This window comes from Pontibacter anaerobius, assembly GCF_026241195.1.
Classification (GTDB): domain Bacteria; phylum Bacteroidota; class Bacteroidia; order Cytophagales; family Hymenobacteraceae; genus Pontibacter; species Pontibacter anaerobius.
In genome coordinates this window covers 41038-56120 of sequence record NZ_JAPFQO010000003.1, presented here as the reverse complement: position 1 = coordinate 56120, position 15083 = coordinate 41038, and the positions used below count along the sequence as shown (strand labels likewise).

Annotated in this window: 11 protein-coding genes; 6 read left to right on the top strand and 5 right to left on the bottom strand. The window is 52.4% G+C overall.

The annotated features are described in order from the left end of the window. Nucleotides 1-50: 50 nt before the first annotated feature. Entirely contained in the window at nucleotides 51-1256 is a 1206-nt protein-coding gene (locus OO017_RS05865; RefSeq protein ID WP_266051530.1) for a lactonase family protein, read from the bottom strand. A 779-nt stretch (nucleotides 1257-2035) separates the two neighbouring features. Between OO017_RS05865 and OO017_RS05860 the strand changes: the two genes are divergently transcribed. Both OO017_RS05860 and OO017_RS05855 read left to right on the top strand, forming a co-directional pair. Then, nucleotides 2036-2629, top strand: coding sequence for a HupE/UreJ family protein (locus OO017_RS05860; RefSeq protein ID WP_266051529.1), 594 nt, complete (start codon nucleotides 2036-2038; stop codon nucleotides 2627-2629). Between the two features lie 85 nt (nucleotides 2630-2714). Further along, nucleotides 2715-5048, top strand: a complete 2334-nt coding sequence (locus OO017_RS05855) for a M1 family metallopeptidase (RefSeq protein WP_266051528.1) — start codon at nucleotides 2715-2717, stop codon at nucleotides 5046-5048. A 249-nt stretch (nucleotides 5049-5297) separates the two neighbouring features. Here OO017_RS05855 and OO017_RS05850 read toward each other — a convergent pair whose 3' ends face one another. Together OO017_RS05850 and OO017_RS05845 are read right to left on the bottom strand one after the other, a co-directional pair. After that, a complete protein-coding gene (locus tag OO017_RS05850) occupies nucleotides 5298-6644 on the bottom strand; it encodes an NAD(P)/FAD-dependent oxidoreductase (RefSeq protein ID WP_266051527.1) in 1347 nt (448 codons plus the stop codon). Between the two features lie 202 nt (nucleotides 6645-6846). After that, complete coding sequence (locus OO017_RS05845) at nucleotides 6847-7539, bottom strand: carboxypeptidase-like regulatory domain-containing protein (RefSeq protein ID WP_266051526.1); 693 nt, start codon at nucleotides 7537-7539, stop codon at nucleotides 6847-6849. Between the two features lie 47 nt (nucleotides 7540-7586). Here OO017_RS05845 and OO017_RS05840 point away from each other — a divergent pair, with 47 nt between their 5' ends. Then, nucleotides 7587-7973: an ArsR/SmtB family transcription factor gene (locus OO017_RS05840; RefSeq protein ID WP_266051525.1), complete on the top strand. Its 387-nt coding sequence runs from the start codon at nucleotides 7587-7589 to the stop codon at nucleotides 7971-7973. Nucleotides 7974-8107: 134 nt separating this feature from the next. After that, nucleotides 8108-8809: a YjjG family noncanonical pyrimidine nucleotidase gene (locus OO017_RS05835; RefSeq protein ID WP_266051524.1), complete on the top strand. Its 702-nt coding sequence runs from the start codon at nucleotides 8108-8110 to the stop codon at nucleotides 8807-8809. Nucleotides 8810-8866: 57 nt separating this feature from the next. On the opposite strand, the gene OO017_RS05830 is transcribed toward OO017_RS05835, so the two are convergent. Further along, nucleotides 8867-9283: a hypothetical protein gene (locus OO017_RS05830; protein WP_266051523.1), complete on the bottom strand. Its 417-nt coding sequence runs from the start codon at nucleotides 9281-9283 to the stop codon at nucleotides 8867-8869. Nucleotides 9284-9943: 660 nt separating this feature from the next. Continuing rightward, nucleotides 9944-12517 carry a family 20 glycosylhydrolase gene (locus OO017_RS05825; protein WP_266051522.1) on the bottom strand — a complete coding sequence of 858 codons (2574 nt, stop codon included), beginning with the start codon at nucleotides 12515-12517 and terminating at the stop codon, nucleotides 9944-9946. Between the two features lie 316 nt (nucleotides 12518-12833). On the opposite strand from OO017_RS05825, the gene pruA reads away from it, so the two are divergent. Both pruA and OO017_RS05815 read left to right on the top strand, forming a co-directional pair. After that, the gene (gene pruA / locus OO017_RS05820) at nucleotides 12834-14468 is read left to right on the top strand and encodes an L-glutamate gamma-semialdehyde dehydrogenase (RefSeq protein ID WP_266051521.1); all 1635 of its coding nucleotides are present in this window, start codon (nucleotides 12834-12836) and stop codon (nucleotides 14466-14468) included. A 222-nt stretch (nucleotides 14469-14690) separates the two neighbouring features. Next, entirely contained in the window at nucleotides 14691-15071 is a 381-nt protein-coding gene (locus tag OO017_RS05815) for an NADH-quinone oxidoreductase subunit A (RefSeq protein WP_266051520.1), read from the top strand. Nucleotides 15072-15083 lie beyond the last annotated feature (12 nt).

Below are 15083 nucleotides of genomic sequence, written 5' to 3'. Positions count from 1 at the left end.
AAGCAGAAGGGCCAGCTACTGTAGCTGGCCCTTCTGCTTTATACTTCAGGTTACCTGAACACCAGGTTCACCGGTTTGTGCACCTGCGTCTCGTGGCCGGTGGCCGTCAGTTTTCCGGTGGCTTTATCTATTTTAAAGGAGGTGATATTGTTGGATCGCTCATTGGCGACAAGCAGAATATTTCCTGATGGATCAATGGAGAAGTCGCGGGGCCAGTCGCCGCCGGTACTCATGTGCTGTACCGGCGTTAGGTTACCGCCGTCCTCAGAGATGGCGAATACGGTTATGCTGTTGTGCCCACGGTTAGAAGTGTACAGGTATTTACCATCCGCTGAGACTTTTACCGCTGCCGGGTAGCTATCCCCTTCAAACCCTTCGGGTAGTGTGGTAAGCGTTTGTTTCTCAGAGAATGTGCCTTTGTCAGCATCGTAAGCCATGGCCGTTACAGTAGAGTTTAGCTCGTGCAGCAGGTAGGCATACCTGCCATTCGGGTGAAAAACCATGTGGCGCGGACCAGAGCCCGGCGCTGCCGCATAGGCTATCGCAGGGTTATGTGGCACCAGCTTCCCCTCCTCTACTTTATACCCGAACACCTTATCGGCACCCAGGTCCACGGCAAAGCTATACTTGCCATCCGGCGACGGGGCGATGTAATGGGCGTGCGGCTCGTTCTGCCGCTCCTTGTTTGGCCCGGTGCCTTCGTGCTGCACCATATTTGCCTGCCCCAGTTGCCCGTTTTGCTGCACCGGCAGCGCTGCCACATTGCCGCCCATGTAATTGGCCACCAGCACGGTGCTATCCTGCAGCGAGATATAACATGGAGCACCACCCTCAGAGGCTACACGGTTCAGCAGGGTCAGGTTTTTGCCTCCATCGCTTACCGAAAAGGCACTCACGGCACCACTCTTTTTCCCTTCAAAATCCTGCGTTTCGTTTACGGCATACAGGTACTTGCCTGCATTGTCCAAGGTCAGGTACGAAGGATTTGCACCAGCCTTAAAGCTGCTCTCACGCGTCAGTTCGCCGGTTTCCGGGTTCAGGCTGTACAGGTAAATACTCTCCGCATCAGGATCGGCGTAGGACCCTACGTATAGCGTTGTTGCTTTCATACTTTCTGGTTCTGCTGTTGCTGTAGTTGCTGCGTCCTGCTGTTCAGTGGCGGTGTTACAGCCGGCCATTGCCAGTGCTACACCCGTCAGGGCCAGCGCTGTTCTGTTTACCAGTTTTCGGGAGTCTAGGTTAAAGAGCTTGTGCATGGTATGTTTTAGAAGGTGATGTTTAAGCTAAGGTATGAAATCTTGCTTAAAAGTATGTATAACCTGTGGCAGGCTTATATGTTGCAAGAAAGGAAATGAAGCTTTTGTTAAGCACATTTCCTGGCGCACGCGGCCGCTTGTGCCTGCTAGGTGAAGTATAAACTGGGTTGCTGCTGGTATAGCTCGGGCAGGTAGCTACTTACCTGCCCAAACCCACCCCTGCCCTCCGATGAGGGGAGTTTCACCTCTCCCCAGCCCTCCCCTAAAAACAGGGGAGGGAGCTTCTGCAGGTGTAAACCCACCCCCAGCCCCTCCAAGGAGAGGAATTTAGTTCCTATTGTATAGCGAAGGCAGTGGCTATCGAAATGATTCCCAGTCTTTCCGTTGAGCGCCTTGTAGATTTTCGGTTTCGCTTCAGCGAAATTGCAACGCAGGAGCAAAGGAAATGTACACAGCGCGATGCGGGAAGACGAGCCCTCCCGGGCCTGAGGGAGCCAAGGCCAGAAATGGAAAAAGTCGCTTATAAGACTGAGGATCAGCAGCAGCTAGTAAGGATAGCTTGGCTCAATCAAGTTAAAGGTAGCAGCGGCTAAAGCAGAAAAGCACCAGCAAGAGAAGCACCAAAATCAATTTCTCCCGCTTAACTGATAGAACAAATCCCGCTGTTCGTCGATTTACCAACTACTGCCACAACACCTGCCAGACACAACATTGCATGTTTAACCGATGATGCGTAATTTGCCACTTAGCTTAACCTTCACCTAAATCAAACCAGCGCGGTGTCATCTGTTTTTTATACTTACATAGAGCTCGGCTTTCATCATATTTTCGATTTCAAGGCCTACGACCACATGCTCTTCCTGCTGGCCTTGTGCGCCATTTATACGTTGCAGGACTGGAAGAAAGTGCTTGCACTGGTCACGAGCTTCACCATTGGCCACAGCATCACGCTGGCGCTGGCAACCTTTAATATCATCCGTTTCGATTCTGCCTTAATAGAGTTCCTGATACCGGCTACCATACTATTAACCTGTGTCGTTAATTTTTTTAAGCTGAAGGGGGCCGCCAGTAAGCAAGGTACTGTCCTGTCGCTGCACAACCTGATGGCTGTGTTCTTTGGCCTGATCCATGGTATGGGATTCTCAAACTTCCTGCGTCAGATGCTGGGCCGAAGCGGAAATATCTGGCAGCAGCTGCTGGCCTTTAACATTGGCATTGAGCTGGGTCAGCTCCTGATCGTAACCATACTGCTGGTAGCGGGCTTCCTCATCATGACGCTGTTCCGGGCCAGTAAACGCGACTGGATCATGGTACTGTCAAGCGCTGCAGCCGGCATTGCCCTGATCATGATGATGGAAACCAATATATTTTAACATTCAGAAATTAAACCCTAAAGAGCAAATCACCTCTAATCTATACTTCATCTATCCTAACTAAACCTATTCTAACTAAATCCACATGAGAAACATTGTAGCAGGTTTGGCCCTGGTGGGCTTGGTGGCAGGCCCGCTGGCGGCACTGGCACAAGACACCAAGTTCGCCCAGCTGGCGCAGGAGCTACCTACCCCTAACACCTACCGTTCGGCATCGGGCGCACCGGGTCACCAGTACTGGCAGCAGCGCGCTGACTATACCATAAAAGTTGAGCTTGATGATGCGAACCAAGCTATCACCGGTTCCGAAACCATCACCTATACCAACAACTCGCCGGATGTGCTTACTTACCTGTGGGTGCAGCTGGACCAGAATATCTTTGAGCCGAACTCCATGAGCAACCTGACGCGCACAGCGGAACTGCAGAAGGAGATGCCGCTGCGTGCCGTAGAGTACATGACGCGTGAGAAGTTTGACGGAGGCTTTAAGATAAGCAAGGTGGCAGACCGTGGCGGAAAAGCCCTGAAGTATACCATCAACAACACCATGATGCGTATCGACCTGCCTTCTCCACTGAAGCCGAACCAGAGCACAACCTTCAGCATCGACTGGAAACATAACATCAACAACCAGAAAACGCTGGGTGGCCGCTCTGGCTACGAGTACTTCCCGGAAGATGATAACTACCTCTACGAGATGGCCCAGTGGTTCCCAAGAATGGCCGTGTACGACGACGTAAACGGCTGGCAGCACAAGCAGTTCTTGGGTAGCGGCGAGTTTGCCCTGCCTTTCGGCGACTACAAGGTGAGCATCACCGTACCTGCCGACCACGTGGTAGCCGCCACCGGCGAGCTGCAGAATGCAGGCCAGGTACTTTCTTCTACGCACCAGAAGCGTTGGGCACAAGCAGCCAAGAGCGACAAGCCCGTGGTGATCGTGACGCAGGAGGAAGCCGAGAAAGCTGAAAAAACCAAAGCCAAGAACAAGAAAACCTGGGTATACGCTGCCGACAACGTGCGCGATTTTGCCTGGGCCAGCTCCCGTAAGTTTATATGGGATGCCATGAACGTGAAAGTGGGCGGCAAGAACGTGCTGGCCATGTCATACTACCCGAAAGAGGGCAACCCGCTTTGGGGCCAGTACTCTACCGAGGCCGTGGCGCATACGCTGGAAGTATACTCCAAACACACTATTGATTACCCTTACCCGGTGGCTATCTCCGTGCATGGCCCGGTGGGTGGCATGGAGTACCCGATGCTATCTTTCAACGGTTACCGCCCAGAGCCTGACGGAACCTACTCAGACCGCACCAAGTATGGCCTGATCTCGGTGATCATCCACGAAGTGGGCCATAACTTCTTCCCGATGATCATTAACTCGGATGAGCGCCAGTGGACATGGATGGACGAAGGCCTGAACACTTTTATGCAGTACCTGGCCGAGCAGGAGTGGGAACGCACCTACCCATCGCGCCGCGGGGAGCCACAGGATATTGTGGAGTACATGAAGAGCGCCAAAAACACGCAGGTGCCGATCATGACCAACTCAGAATCGGTGCTGCAGTTTGGTAACAACGCCTACGGCAAGCCGGCCACCGCCCTGAATGTTTTACGTGAAACAGTAATGGGCCGCGAGCTGTTCGACTATGCCTTTAAAGAGTACGCCAAGCGCTGGGCTTTTAAACACCCGATGCCTGCCGACTTCTTCCGTACCATGGAAGATGCCTCTGGCGTGGACCTGGATTGGTTCTGGAGAGGCTGGTTCTACACCACCGACCATACCGACATTGCTATGACGGATGTAAAGTGGTATACTATCGACTCACAGGACCCAGCCTTTGTGAACGCCCAAGTGCGCGAGCAGCAGAACAAGGCTCCTAAAACCCTGTCGCAGCAGCGCAACCTGACAGATATTAAAAAGACGCGCGTTGAACTGCGCCCTGAGCTGAATGATTTCTACAACACCTATGACCCACTGGCTACCACAGCACAGGATGAACAGGCATACCGCCAGTTCCTGGGCCAGCTTTCGCCGGAGCAGAAGGAGAAGCTTAACTCAGGCCTGAACTTCTACGAAGTGAGCTTCGAGAACCAAGGTGGCCTTGTTATGCCACTGATCGTACGCATGGCATATGAGGATGGCTCTGAGGAAGTGGTAAACATACCGGCGGAGATCTGGCGCTACAACAACGACGAGATCACAAAAGTGTTCATCACAGAGAAACCGGTGGTAAGCTTCGAGCTGGACCCATACCTGCAAACCGCAGATACGGACCTTTCTGACAACGCTTTCCCGCGCCAGGTGGCACCGTCCCGTTTCGAGATTTACAAGCAGCAGCAACGTGAGCGTTCTAACCCAATGCAGCGTGAGCGCGCCACCAGCAACCGCGGTGGTGGCCAAAGCGGCAGCGGCCAGTAGTAATTTATACGTTAGCCTGATACAAAAAGCGCCTGCAGAACTTATCTGCAGGCGCTTTTTGTATTATACTTTGATGATGCACAAGCGAAGGCTTGCGCCGGCGTAAAACCTATACTTGCTGCTCTTGCTACTGCCAAAACAGCAATGTTTGTTTACATCAGCAGCAAAATACACCCACCCCTGCCCCTCCCATGAGGGGAACCAGGGTAAAGCCTTTTTAACTCCCAAACTCCTAAACTCTGTACCTCCCTAGTCTCCCGCATACTTGTCTATAAACTTGCGTTTGGCCCTGTCGCCGCGGCGCACGAACGGGCGGATGATGAGGCGGGTGCCGTTCTCATAGGTAAAGAATTTGTAGATCCAGTTGCTGAGCACCACCAGCTTATTGCGGAAGCCTACCAGCGCCATCACGTGCACAAACAGCCAGATAACCCAGGCAAAAAACCCACCGAAGTGCATGTTGCCCGGTAAGTCGGCCACAGCGCGGTTACGCCCGATGATGGCCAGCGATCCTTTATCCTTATACTTGAATGGCTCCAGCGGCTCCCTGCGCAGCATACGTTTCAGGTTCTTGCTCAGCAGCTTGCCCTGCTGTATGGCAGGCTGCGCCACCCCCGGATGCCCCTTCGGAAACTCGGGCGTCTTCATGAAGGCGATATCCCCGATAGCGAAGATGTTATCGAAGCCCAGCACCTGGTTGTAGTCGTTTACCAGTATGCGGCCCCGCTCCACCGATGTCTCCGGCAGGCCCGGTATCAGCGCGCCAGATACGCCAGCCGCCCAGATCAATGTGTTGGTCCGGATCTGCTCGCCGCTCTTCAGCGTCACCAGTACGCCGTCATAGGACTCTACCAGTGTGTTCAGGCGCATATCCACCCCAAGCTCTTTCAGGTATTTAAATGTTTTCTCACTGGCCTCCGTCGACATGGGGGGCAATACGCGGTCCATACCTTCCACCAGTATAATGTTCATCTGCCCAAAGTCCAGGCCCGGGTAGTCGGTTGGCAGTACGTGGCTGCGCATCTCGGCCAGGGCACCGGCAAGTTCCACGCCGGTTGGCCCGCCACCCACAATCACGAAGTTCATCAGCTCCTGGCGCATGGCTGGGTCCTTGGTCATGTTGGCCTGCTCAAAACACTGCAAAATCTGGCTACGCAAATTCAGGGCCTCCGGCACCTGCTTCAGCGGGAAAGAGAACTTCTTGATCTGGTCGTTGCCAAAGTAGTTGGGTTTGGTGCCCGTGGCAATTACCAGGTAATCGTAAGCGATATCGCCGATAAGGGTGGTTACTGTTCTGGTTTCCGGGTTGATGCCGGTAACTTTTACCAGGCGGAAGTGGAAATCTTCGTAATCATCGGCGCCGAACATCTTGCGTAGCGGCTCGGCGATGGAGTCAGGCTCCAGGCCGGCGGTGGCCACCTGGTACAGTAGCGGCCAGAAGCCATGGTAGTTCTGCTTATCGAACATCACCACCTGAAAATCCTTACCCGATAGTTTTTTGGCAAGGTTTATACCTCCAAAGCCTCCGCCAATAATCACTACGCGGGGCTTAGTGGTATCAGGGATGTTAAGGGAGAGTTGTTCCGGTTCAAGCATAGTATGATTTATTTAGCAAAATAGGGATTAGCACGTGCGGGTGCCATTACACTATTGTATACGCACGGCACCTCATTGGCAACAAACGGATAGTGTATTTGTTGGTTGCCAAAAGGCCGTTTCCTGTTGCTACAGGGTATAAATCATGCTATACTTATATTTGCCGAAGCAGCACAGTAATTGTACTTAAAACAGACACAGCTTACTTGTTACCGCCATTGAGCAAGCCACGGAGCAGCGCAGGTATGGCCAGCATATTCACCGTAGGGGCCATAATGCGGTTCTGCTGGTGCTGTATCTGCTGGTTTTGCCAGAAGCGGTAATTCTGTGCATCGCTCATCGGGGTAATACGGGCCAGTTCCTCCAGCCGGCGGGGGTCCAGGTCGCGGGTAATGATGGCATTGCCCTTATCGGGTAGCCTTACATTGGCCACTGCCTCTTTAAAGTCGCGCTCGGTTGGCCACGGGAACACCTCCACTGTTGGTAGCTCGGTGGGGTCTTCCTGCATTTGCATGATGATGGAGTAGCTCTGGCTCTCGTAGTTTTCGGGGATGATGAGGTACTGTGCCTTAAAGCCCAGCGCGCTGAACAGCACACTATCGCCAGCCAGCACCGGCATGGAGAAGTAGCCGTAGTCGTTGGTATAGGAACCGCGGTTGGTGCCTGGCACGTACACGCCTGCCCCTGCCACGCCATACAGGCTGTCGCCGGTGGCCACAAAGCCCGATAGCTGCACCACGCGCTTCTTGGATTGCGCCTGCGCCTGGTCCGGCAACAGCAGCAAAAACAACAGCGGCAGCCACAACCACTTCAGAAACTGAGAAAGAGAAGCATGGGGTACGGCAGGAAAGATCATAGACACAATTATACTTATTAATTCTTTTATAATAGCCACTTTTGGCTAATTTTGTTCACACTGCCCTCAGCCAATACCACTGCCCTATGAGACTAAAACACTTCAGCCTGGCCTTCGGGCAGCAGATACTCAAGGCCCTTGCCGACGAATCCAGGCTCCGCATCCTTCACCTGATTTTGCGCAACCGCGAGATGTGCACCTCCGACCTGGAGCAAGTACTGGACTTTACGCAGACCAAGACTTCGCGCCACCTGGCTTACCTGCGCAACGCCGGGCTGGTGGCCCCCCGCAAACTGGACCAGTGGGTGTATTACTCTGTAAAGGATGAGGCTGCCGACTTTGTGAACCAGATCTTTACCTACATGGAGCGCGACAGCGCCCTGCAGAAAGACCTGGAGGTATACAATATTTTATACTCTAACCGCGAGCTGGCCGTTACCAAGCTGCAGAACCGCCGCTGGGTACCGTCTTAACAGGCCCGTAAAGTATAACTCCCGAACCAATGTTTTAGTGTAGCAGTTCCGCAGAAGCCCCTCTCTTTCTTTCACTTTTCTAAAACATCCACCCCCTTGAGGCGTTTTACTCTTACCTGACCCTTTAAACTTTTATGAAGACATACACACACATCCTCTTCGACCTGGACCATACGCTGTGGGATTTTGAGAAGAACTCCGAAGAGACCCTTTATACTTTGTATGAGCAGTTTGAGCTGGCCAAGCACGGTAAGTTTACCTGCGACTCGTTTTACCGCAAGTATAAATTCGTAAACACCCGCCTCTGGGACCTCTACAACAAAGGCAAGATAACCCAGCAGGAGTTGCGCAAGAGCCGCTTCGTTAAAACCCTGACAGGGCTGGGGCTAGCTGAGCATGAGGTGCCAGAGGGCATCTCAGAGGCATACATTTCGCTTTGCCCTACCAAAACGGCCGTTTTCCCTTATACCTATGACGTACTGGAGTACCTGCAGCCAAAGTACGGCCTGCACATCATCACCAACGGCTTTAAGGAGGTACAGCAGGTAAAAATGGGCGCCGCCTTGCTGCATAATTACTTTAAGGAGGTGGTAACATCGGAGTGCTGCGGGTTTAAAAAGCCGGACCAGCGCATGTTCAGGCACCTGCTCGACAGGGTGAACGTGCGCCCCGAGGAGTGCCTCATGATAGGTGATAACTATGAGTGCGATATTGAGGGCGCCCGCAACGCCGGCATTGACCAGGTGTACTTTAACCCGGAGAGAAACAAAGCCCGCAAAAAGCCAAAGCCTACCTACGAGATCAGCTGCCTGAGTGAGCTGAAGCAGATTTTGTAAGCAACAAAAAAGGCGATGGAAAACCATCGCCTTTTTTGTTTATACTTGGCTGTATACTTAGTCTTTGATATCGCCTGTTGTCTCCAACGATCTAAACTCGGCCTGCAGCATCTTGATCTTAGCCTTGTCGTCGGTGCCAAGTTCCTTCTCCACAGTTTCTTTGTGCGCGTTCAACTTCTCAAGTAGGTTCTTGGCGTTTTGCCACTCCTCGTCGGCCCAGGGGCCTTTCTGCTCCCGCACACTCTCCATAAACGTGATGTAAGCCTGACGCATGTTCTGCGCTGTTAAAGCTTTGATATCGGCATACTCCCCCAGCAGCTCCTGCTGCATTGGCAGCATGTTCTGGTCGTCTTGTGTCGTAATTACCGCAGCCTTAGCGTTGGTAGAAGTATAGTTTGTGGCCTCGGCAGCAAAAGAAAAGCCAAGGGCCGCGGCCAGCATTACTTTTGCGTAGGTTCTGTTCGATTTTTTCATAGTACTAAAATTTAAGTTCAGCCGCCGCAAATTGGCAACAGCAGGAACGTTATACGCTATTCAGTGCAATTTTTGTTACACTGTACTTCAGAATATACTTCCAGGCCAAGCCCTCGCCTAAGCCCAGCCGGCACAGCAGACTGAAGTATAATAGCGTGCAATTGCATACACCCGGGATATAGCCATGCAGCGGTCTTACCGTGCCCCCAGGCTAAAGCGGTTTATGCCTGCAGGTTAGGCCGTTAAATTCTAACTTTTTTGTCATCCCGAAAGGATCTTGGTTGCTGGGTAGTATAGGCTTAACCTCCCGGGGGAGGGGCCCTCTTTTTCCACCAAGTTTCTTAAAAGAATGACAGAAGTTTTTAAGTTCCAATTATCTAATAAGAACTTAACGACCCTATACCTACAGGCCCCAAGCCCTGTTTACTGGCTGTATGAACCATGTAACACAGAAGCCAAAATCCGGATCACAATACCTGTAGTTACTCTATGGCAGCCTAAAGAGGTATACCCGCGTGGCAGAAAAGTATGAGTAGCCAGTCGGCTGGTATGAAGATGATAAGCAGTAAAGCAATTCTGTATAAAAAAGTATGGCCTACAGACTGCGCACTGCAACCTGTAGGCCATTTTCAATTCAGCCTTTCCACAGCTACCTGCTGTTTACATTGTACTTTGGTTTTGTACGGTTATGGTGTGCCCTCCCCTTCCTGCAGCATTAAACACTCGTAGCTTCACTGCTCCGGTTGCCGTAATAGGGCCAGAGTAGGCAGGGCTGCTTGCAGTTGGCTCTGTACCGTCTGTCGTGTACCGAATGGTAAAGCCAGGGAACTGCACATTGGCCGCCACCTTTCCGTCTACCACCTTTGCACCTGCGGTCGGTATTCTGTACTGATACCCTCCTGCGTAGTAATCCAGCCGTGGCAGTTCTCTCTTACCTACCACGTTGATAAACCCGGACCAGGCCTGGCTGTAGAGCTTTTCGCTTTTTGCCGGGTCTTTTTCTTTTGCCCAGTCAGGGTCTTTTGCCCAAGCCCGCTCGGCCACGCCTAGCAGTTTGGGCAGCATTTTATACTCAAAGTCTTCGGCCGTTTTGTTCGTTTCAGACCAAAGGGGTGCTTCAATACCCACAATGTTTGCCTTTCCTTTCTCCGTCAGCGCCTCCTTGCTCTTGATGATGGACCGGTCCAGCGGGTTGCCCCTGTCATCTTCCTTCAGGTTACGGAGGTAATCGTAAGGTATAAAGTAAAAGGGTTTGTCGATGTCTACATAGCCGCCCCAGTTTAGGCCTGGCTCGCTATAGGTAGGGTTATAGGCAAGATCCAGGTAAAAGTGGGTTACTCCCGTCAGGATTACTTTATACCCGGCGTTAGCCATGCGGTAAGCCAGATCCTCGGCGCCTGAACCGGGGCTGTTCTTCCATACATTCACGTGGAAGTTCTCAGAAGCGAACTGCTGGTTAGGCACCCAGTTCACTTTTCCGTTCTCCACTACCTTTCGCAAGCCTATTTCCTCCCAACCCGACAGGTACAGGCCGCGCTCCTGCAGCATCTGGTTCACCTTGCCGAAGTAGTAATACCACATGTCGTCTGTATCTTTAACCGCCGGATTCTGGCTGATGAGCCGCTGTACGGATGGCGATTTCTCCCAAACGCCTCCCGGTACCTCATCCCCACCAAAGTGTATCGTGTTCAGCGGTGCTTGTGCCTCTTTATACATGGCCACGATCTCATCCACCACTGTCTCCAGGAAGTTGTAGGTAGAGGGCAGCGACACATCCATAATATTGTCGTTCCAGCCCTGCACCGAGCGGTAAACTGACTTATCGTTCAGGTCGCGCAGCAGGTAGCGCTCTGCTTCCTCCTTTTTGCCCTCGGCCACCAGTCTCGTATAGCGAGCATCCATGGCCTTTATAGCAGCCCTGGCATGGCCCGGAGACTCAATCTCCGGAATCACCTCTATGTGGCGGTCGCGCGCATACTTCAGTATCTCGATAAAATCCTCTCTGCTGTAAAAGCCTGTTCCTGCCTTGCTTCCTGCATCAGGCCCTGAGCCGTAGGAAGGCACGATGCTGCTGCCGTCGGTAGTATGGGCGCGCGTGCCGCCGACAGAGGTAAGCTCCGGCAACGGACGGATTTCAAGGCGCCAGCCCTCATCCTCACTAAAGTGGAAGTGCAGCTTGTTCATTTTGTACAGGGCCATCACATCCAACACCTTCAGCACCTCCGACTTAGGCTGGAAGTTGCGGGCCATGTCCATCATAAAGCCCCTGTAGCCAAAGCGCGGGGCATCCTTCACTTCTACGCCTGCTACCTCTACCGTAGCTGCCTTACCCGCATATGCCGTAGCCGGCAGCAACGTTTTAAGCGATTGAATGCCGTAAAATGCACCGGCAGGTGAGGAAGCGGTTATCTCTATTCGCTCCGGGTTTACACTTAGTGTGTACTCTTCTGCCCCCATGCCCGGCTTTTTCTTGAGAAAAATCGCCTTGCCGGTAGCACTACCCAGTATGGCGGGCTTCTGCCCTGTTGCAGTAGCTAGCGCCTCTGAAAGGTGCTCTGCTTCTCTTCTGAAGTCTGCGTCAGCTACCACAGTCACCTTTGCGTCCAGCACAAACGGCTCTCCTTTTTCCTGGTAAGAAACCGGGGTTGGGAAAACTTTGGTGAGTGCGGTCGCCGGCAGGTTCTGTATAGCGGCATTAGCCTCGTAGACCTTCGCCGCGAACTGTTGGGTGGCCTCATTAAAGTGGTCTCCCGGCTCAATTGCCAGCGAAACAGGTATACCCTTTCCAGGCTCTGCATCATACACGATATAAAACCCCACAGGAAAGTTGGAGACATTCCCGACAGCGCGGCCCAGCACCTCTACCGTAGCCGAGGCCCCTGGCGCTATTTCCTTGAACTCAGGTCCCGGAGCCAGGTAGTGCAAGTCGCCGTTGAAGTGCTGCACGGTTGCAACCGTAGAGTCAGCAGATTTTAGTGCGCCTCCGTTAAAATAGAGCTTCCATCCTTTGGCAGGAAGCGCCTCCGGACCATTGTTGGTGATCGTTAAAACCGACCGGGACTGCGCCCTGTTCTGGTAATGGTTGTCTGCCAATTCTAACTTCAGCCCCAGGCCCTGTGTTTCTGCACCCGCTTCGTTGGTGGCCGTCACGCCAGCGCTGTCAGTGGAGATTTGAGAGCAACTCATAAGCATGGCCTGGGCAAGCAGCCATACCCCTACTGTTAGTTTTTTCATGTCGTTTGTATGTGTATTGTCCAAGCGGACAATTTGTTACTTACTCGCTATCAAGTTATAAATAATTTTGGGATATAATAAAATAGGTATAGACAGATTTTAGCAGCGGCAGGGATGCCCAAGATAAAAAGTATAGCCATGAGACACCTTCTACGCGTACGGATGCCATACGTAGACGCCCCTTAAGCATGGTGCCAAAGCTGTTGCCTGTTCATGCCAGAAAATCGGATAATAAGCCTTACCTTTGTCTAGAAGGCCTGCAGAGGCCGTATTTAAAGTATGAAAATCTAATTCTAAATCTGTAACTATATAACGAATGGCAACCGGATTTTTTAGAGTACCAACCCCAGTAAATGAGCCTGTAAAGTCTTACGCTCCTGGCTCTCCTGAAAAAGAGGAACTTTTACGCACCTATAAAGAGCTGAAGTCGCAGCAGCTGGATGTACCGATGTACATCGGCGGCGACAAAGTATACACGGACAACAAGCAGCCGATGCTGCAGCCGCACGACCACCAGCACATCCTGGGCCACTTCAGCGAGGGCGATGCGTCCCACGTGGAACAGGCAATCAACGCTGCGCTGGCCGCACGCGAGGATTGGGCAGCCATGAGCTGGGAGCACCGCGCCAGCATTTTCCTGAAAGCCGCTGAGCTATTGGCCGGACCGTGGAGAGCGAGACTGAACGCAGCCACCATGCTGGGCCAGTCGAAGAACGCTTATCAGGCCGAGATCGACTCTGCCTGCGAGCTGGTGGATTTCCTGCGCTTTAACGTGCACTACGCCACCGAAATTTACCATATGCAGCCGGAATCTGCGCCGGGCGTTTGGAACCGCATGGAGCACCGTCCGCTGGAGGGCTTTATATTTGCGCTTACGCCGTTCAACTTCACGGCTATTGCCGGCAACCTGCCAACCTCTGTGGCCATGATGGGCAACGTGGTGGTTTGGAAGCCTGCCCACACGCAGATCTACGCTGCGCACATGATCATGGAACTGCTGAAAGAGGCCGGCCTGCCTGACGGCGTGATTAACCTGGTGTACGTGGACGGCCCTACTACCGGTGACGTTATCTTTAATCACTCTGATTTTGCCGGTATTCACTTTACAGGCAGCACAGGCGTGTTCCAGCACATTTGGAAAACCATCGGAACCAACATCCACAAGTATAAATCTTACCCGCGCATCGTTGGTGAGACCGGCGGCAAAGACTTTATACTTGCCCATAAGTCTGCCGACGCCAAGGCGCTGGCTACGGCCATCTCCCGCGGCGCATTCGAGTTCCAGGGTCAGAAGTGTTCTGCCGCATCCCGTGCCTACATCCCGAGCAACCTGTGGGAAGAAGTGAAAGGCTACGTGCAGGAAGACCTGAAGTCGTTTAAAATGGGCGCTCCAGAGGATTTCGGCAACTTCATCAACGCCGTAATCGACGAGAAGTCTTTTGACAAGATTGCCCGCTACATCGACAATGCCAAGGAAAGCAACGAGGTGGAGGTGATCGCCGGTGGCAACTACGACAAGTCGAAGGGCTACTTCATCGAGCCAACCGTGCTGCTTTCTAAAAACCCGCAGTACGTAACCATGTGCGAGGAGATCTTCGGACCGGTTATCACGATCTACGTGTATGACGAGAATAATTTCGAGGATACCGTGGAACTGGTTAACACCACCTCTCCTTACGCCCTAACTGGCGCTATCTTCAGCCAGGACCGTTACATTGTAGAGTACGCCACCAAGCGCCTGGACCAGGCGGCCGGCAACTTCTACATCAACGACAAGCCGACTGGCGCCGTGGTTGGCCAGCAGCCGTTTGGCGGTGCGCGCGCTTCCGGCACCAACGACAAGGCCGGGTCTATGCTGAACCTGTTGCGCTGGGTGTCTGCCCGCTCTATTAAAGAGACATTCGTACCGCCGGTGGATTACCGTTACCCATTCCTGGGCGAGAACAAGTAAACTATACTTTATAAGTATAATAACAGAGGCCATGCCCCGCAAAGGGCATGGCTTTTTGTTTACATGTGCAGCAACACCAGCCTGGAATATTGTTTTAACTTTATTTTGCGAGACTTCTGGCTTATAACGCTTTTAAGGCATTTTACTGGTAAGGTATACTTTTGATTAATGGCTATTTATACCTAATTTTGCTCCCAAATCTTAAGAAAGCGACATATAGTTATGGAACCAACTGTAAATCAGTATGTACCGTCGGATTACCTGCCTATCATTATCCAGTTTGCAGCAGCACTCGGGTTCGTGATTTTTGCACTGGTGCTCACCCACCTGCTGGGTCCGAAAAGAACCAGTGAAGTAAAAGGCGCCTCCTGGGAAAGCGGTATTGAGTCTGTGGGCGATGCCCGCACACCGATTTCCTACAAGTACTTTATGACGGCCATCCTGTTTGTACTGTTTGATGTGGAGGTAATCTTCATGTACCCATGGGCGGTAAACTTCAAAGCCTTCGGATTTGTCGGTTTCCTGCAGATGCTCACGTTCATTACACTGCTCATGGCAGGCTTCTTCTACGTGATCAAAAAAGGTATCCTGGACTGGAAATAGGATTAAACTTTA

Bases quoted from the DNA above. Each gene is read 5' to 3' on its own strand.
- OO017_RS05865 (WP_266051530.1), bottom strand. From the start codon at position 1,256: ATGCACAAGCTCTTTAACCTAGACTCCCGAAAACTGGTAAACAGAACA.
- OO017_RS05855 (WP_266051528.1), top strand. From the start codon at position 2,715: ATGAGAAACATTGTAGCAGGTTTGGCCCTGGTGGGCTTGGTGGCAGGC.
- OO017_RS05850 (WP_266051527.1), bottom strand. From the start codon at position 6,644: ATGCTTGAACCGGAACAACTCTCCCTTAACATCCCTGATACCACTAAG.
- OO017_RS05840 (WP_266051525.1), top strand. From the start codon at position 7,587: ATGAGACTAAAACACTTCAGCCTGGCCTTCGGGCAGCAGATACTCAAG.
- OO017_RS05835 (WP_266051524.1), top strand. From the start codon at position 8,108: ATGAAGACATACACACACATCCTCTTCGACCTGGACCATACGCTGTGG.
- OO017_RS05830 (WP_266051523.1), bottom strand. From the start codon at position 9,283: ATGAAAAAATCGAACAGAACCTACGCAAAAGTAATGCTGGCCGCGGCC.
- OO017_RS05825 (WP_266051522.1), bottom strand. From the start codon at position 12,517: ATGAAAAAACTAACAGTAGGGGTATGGCTGCTTGCCCAGGCCATGCTT.
- pruA (WP_266051521.1), top strand. From the start codon at position 12,834: ATGGCAACCGGATTTTTTAGAGTACCAACCCCAGTAAATGAGCCTGTA.
- OO017_RS05815 (WP_266051520.1), top strand. From the start codon at position 14,691: ATGGAACCAACTGTAAATCAGTATGTACCGTCGGATTACCTGCCTATC.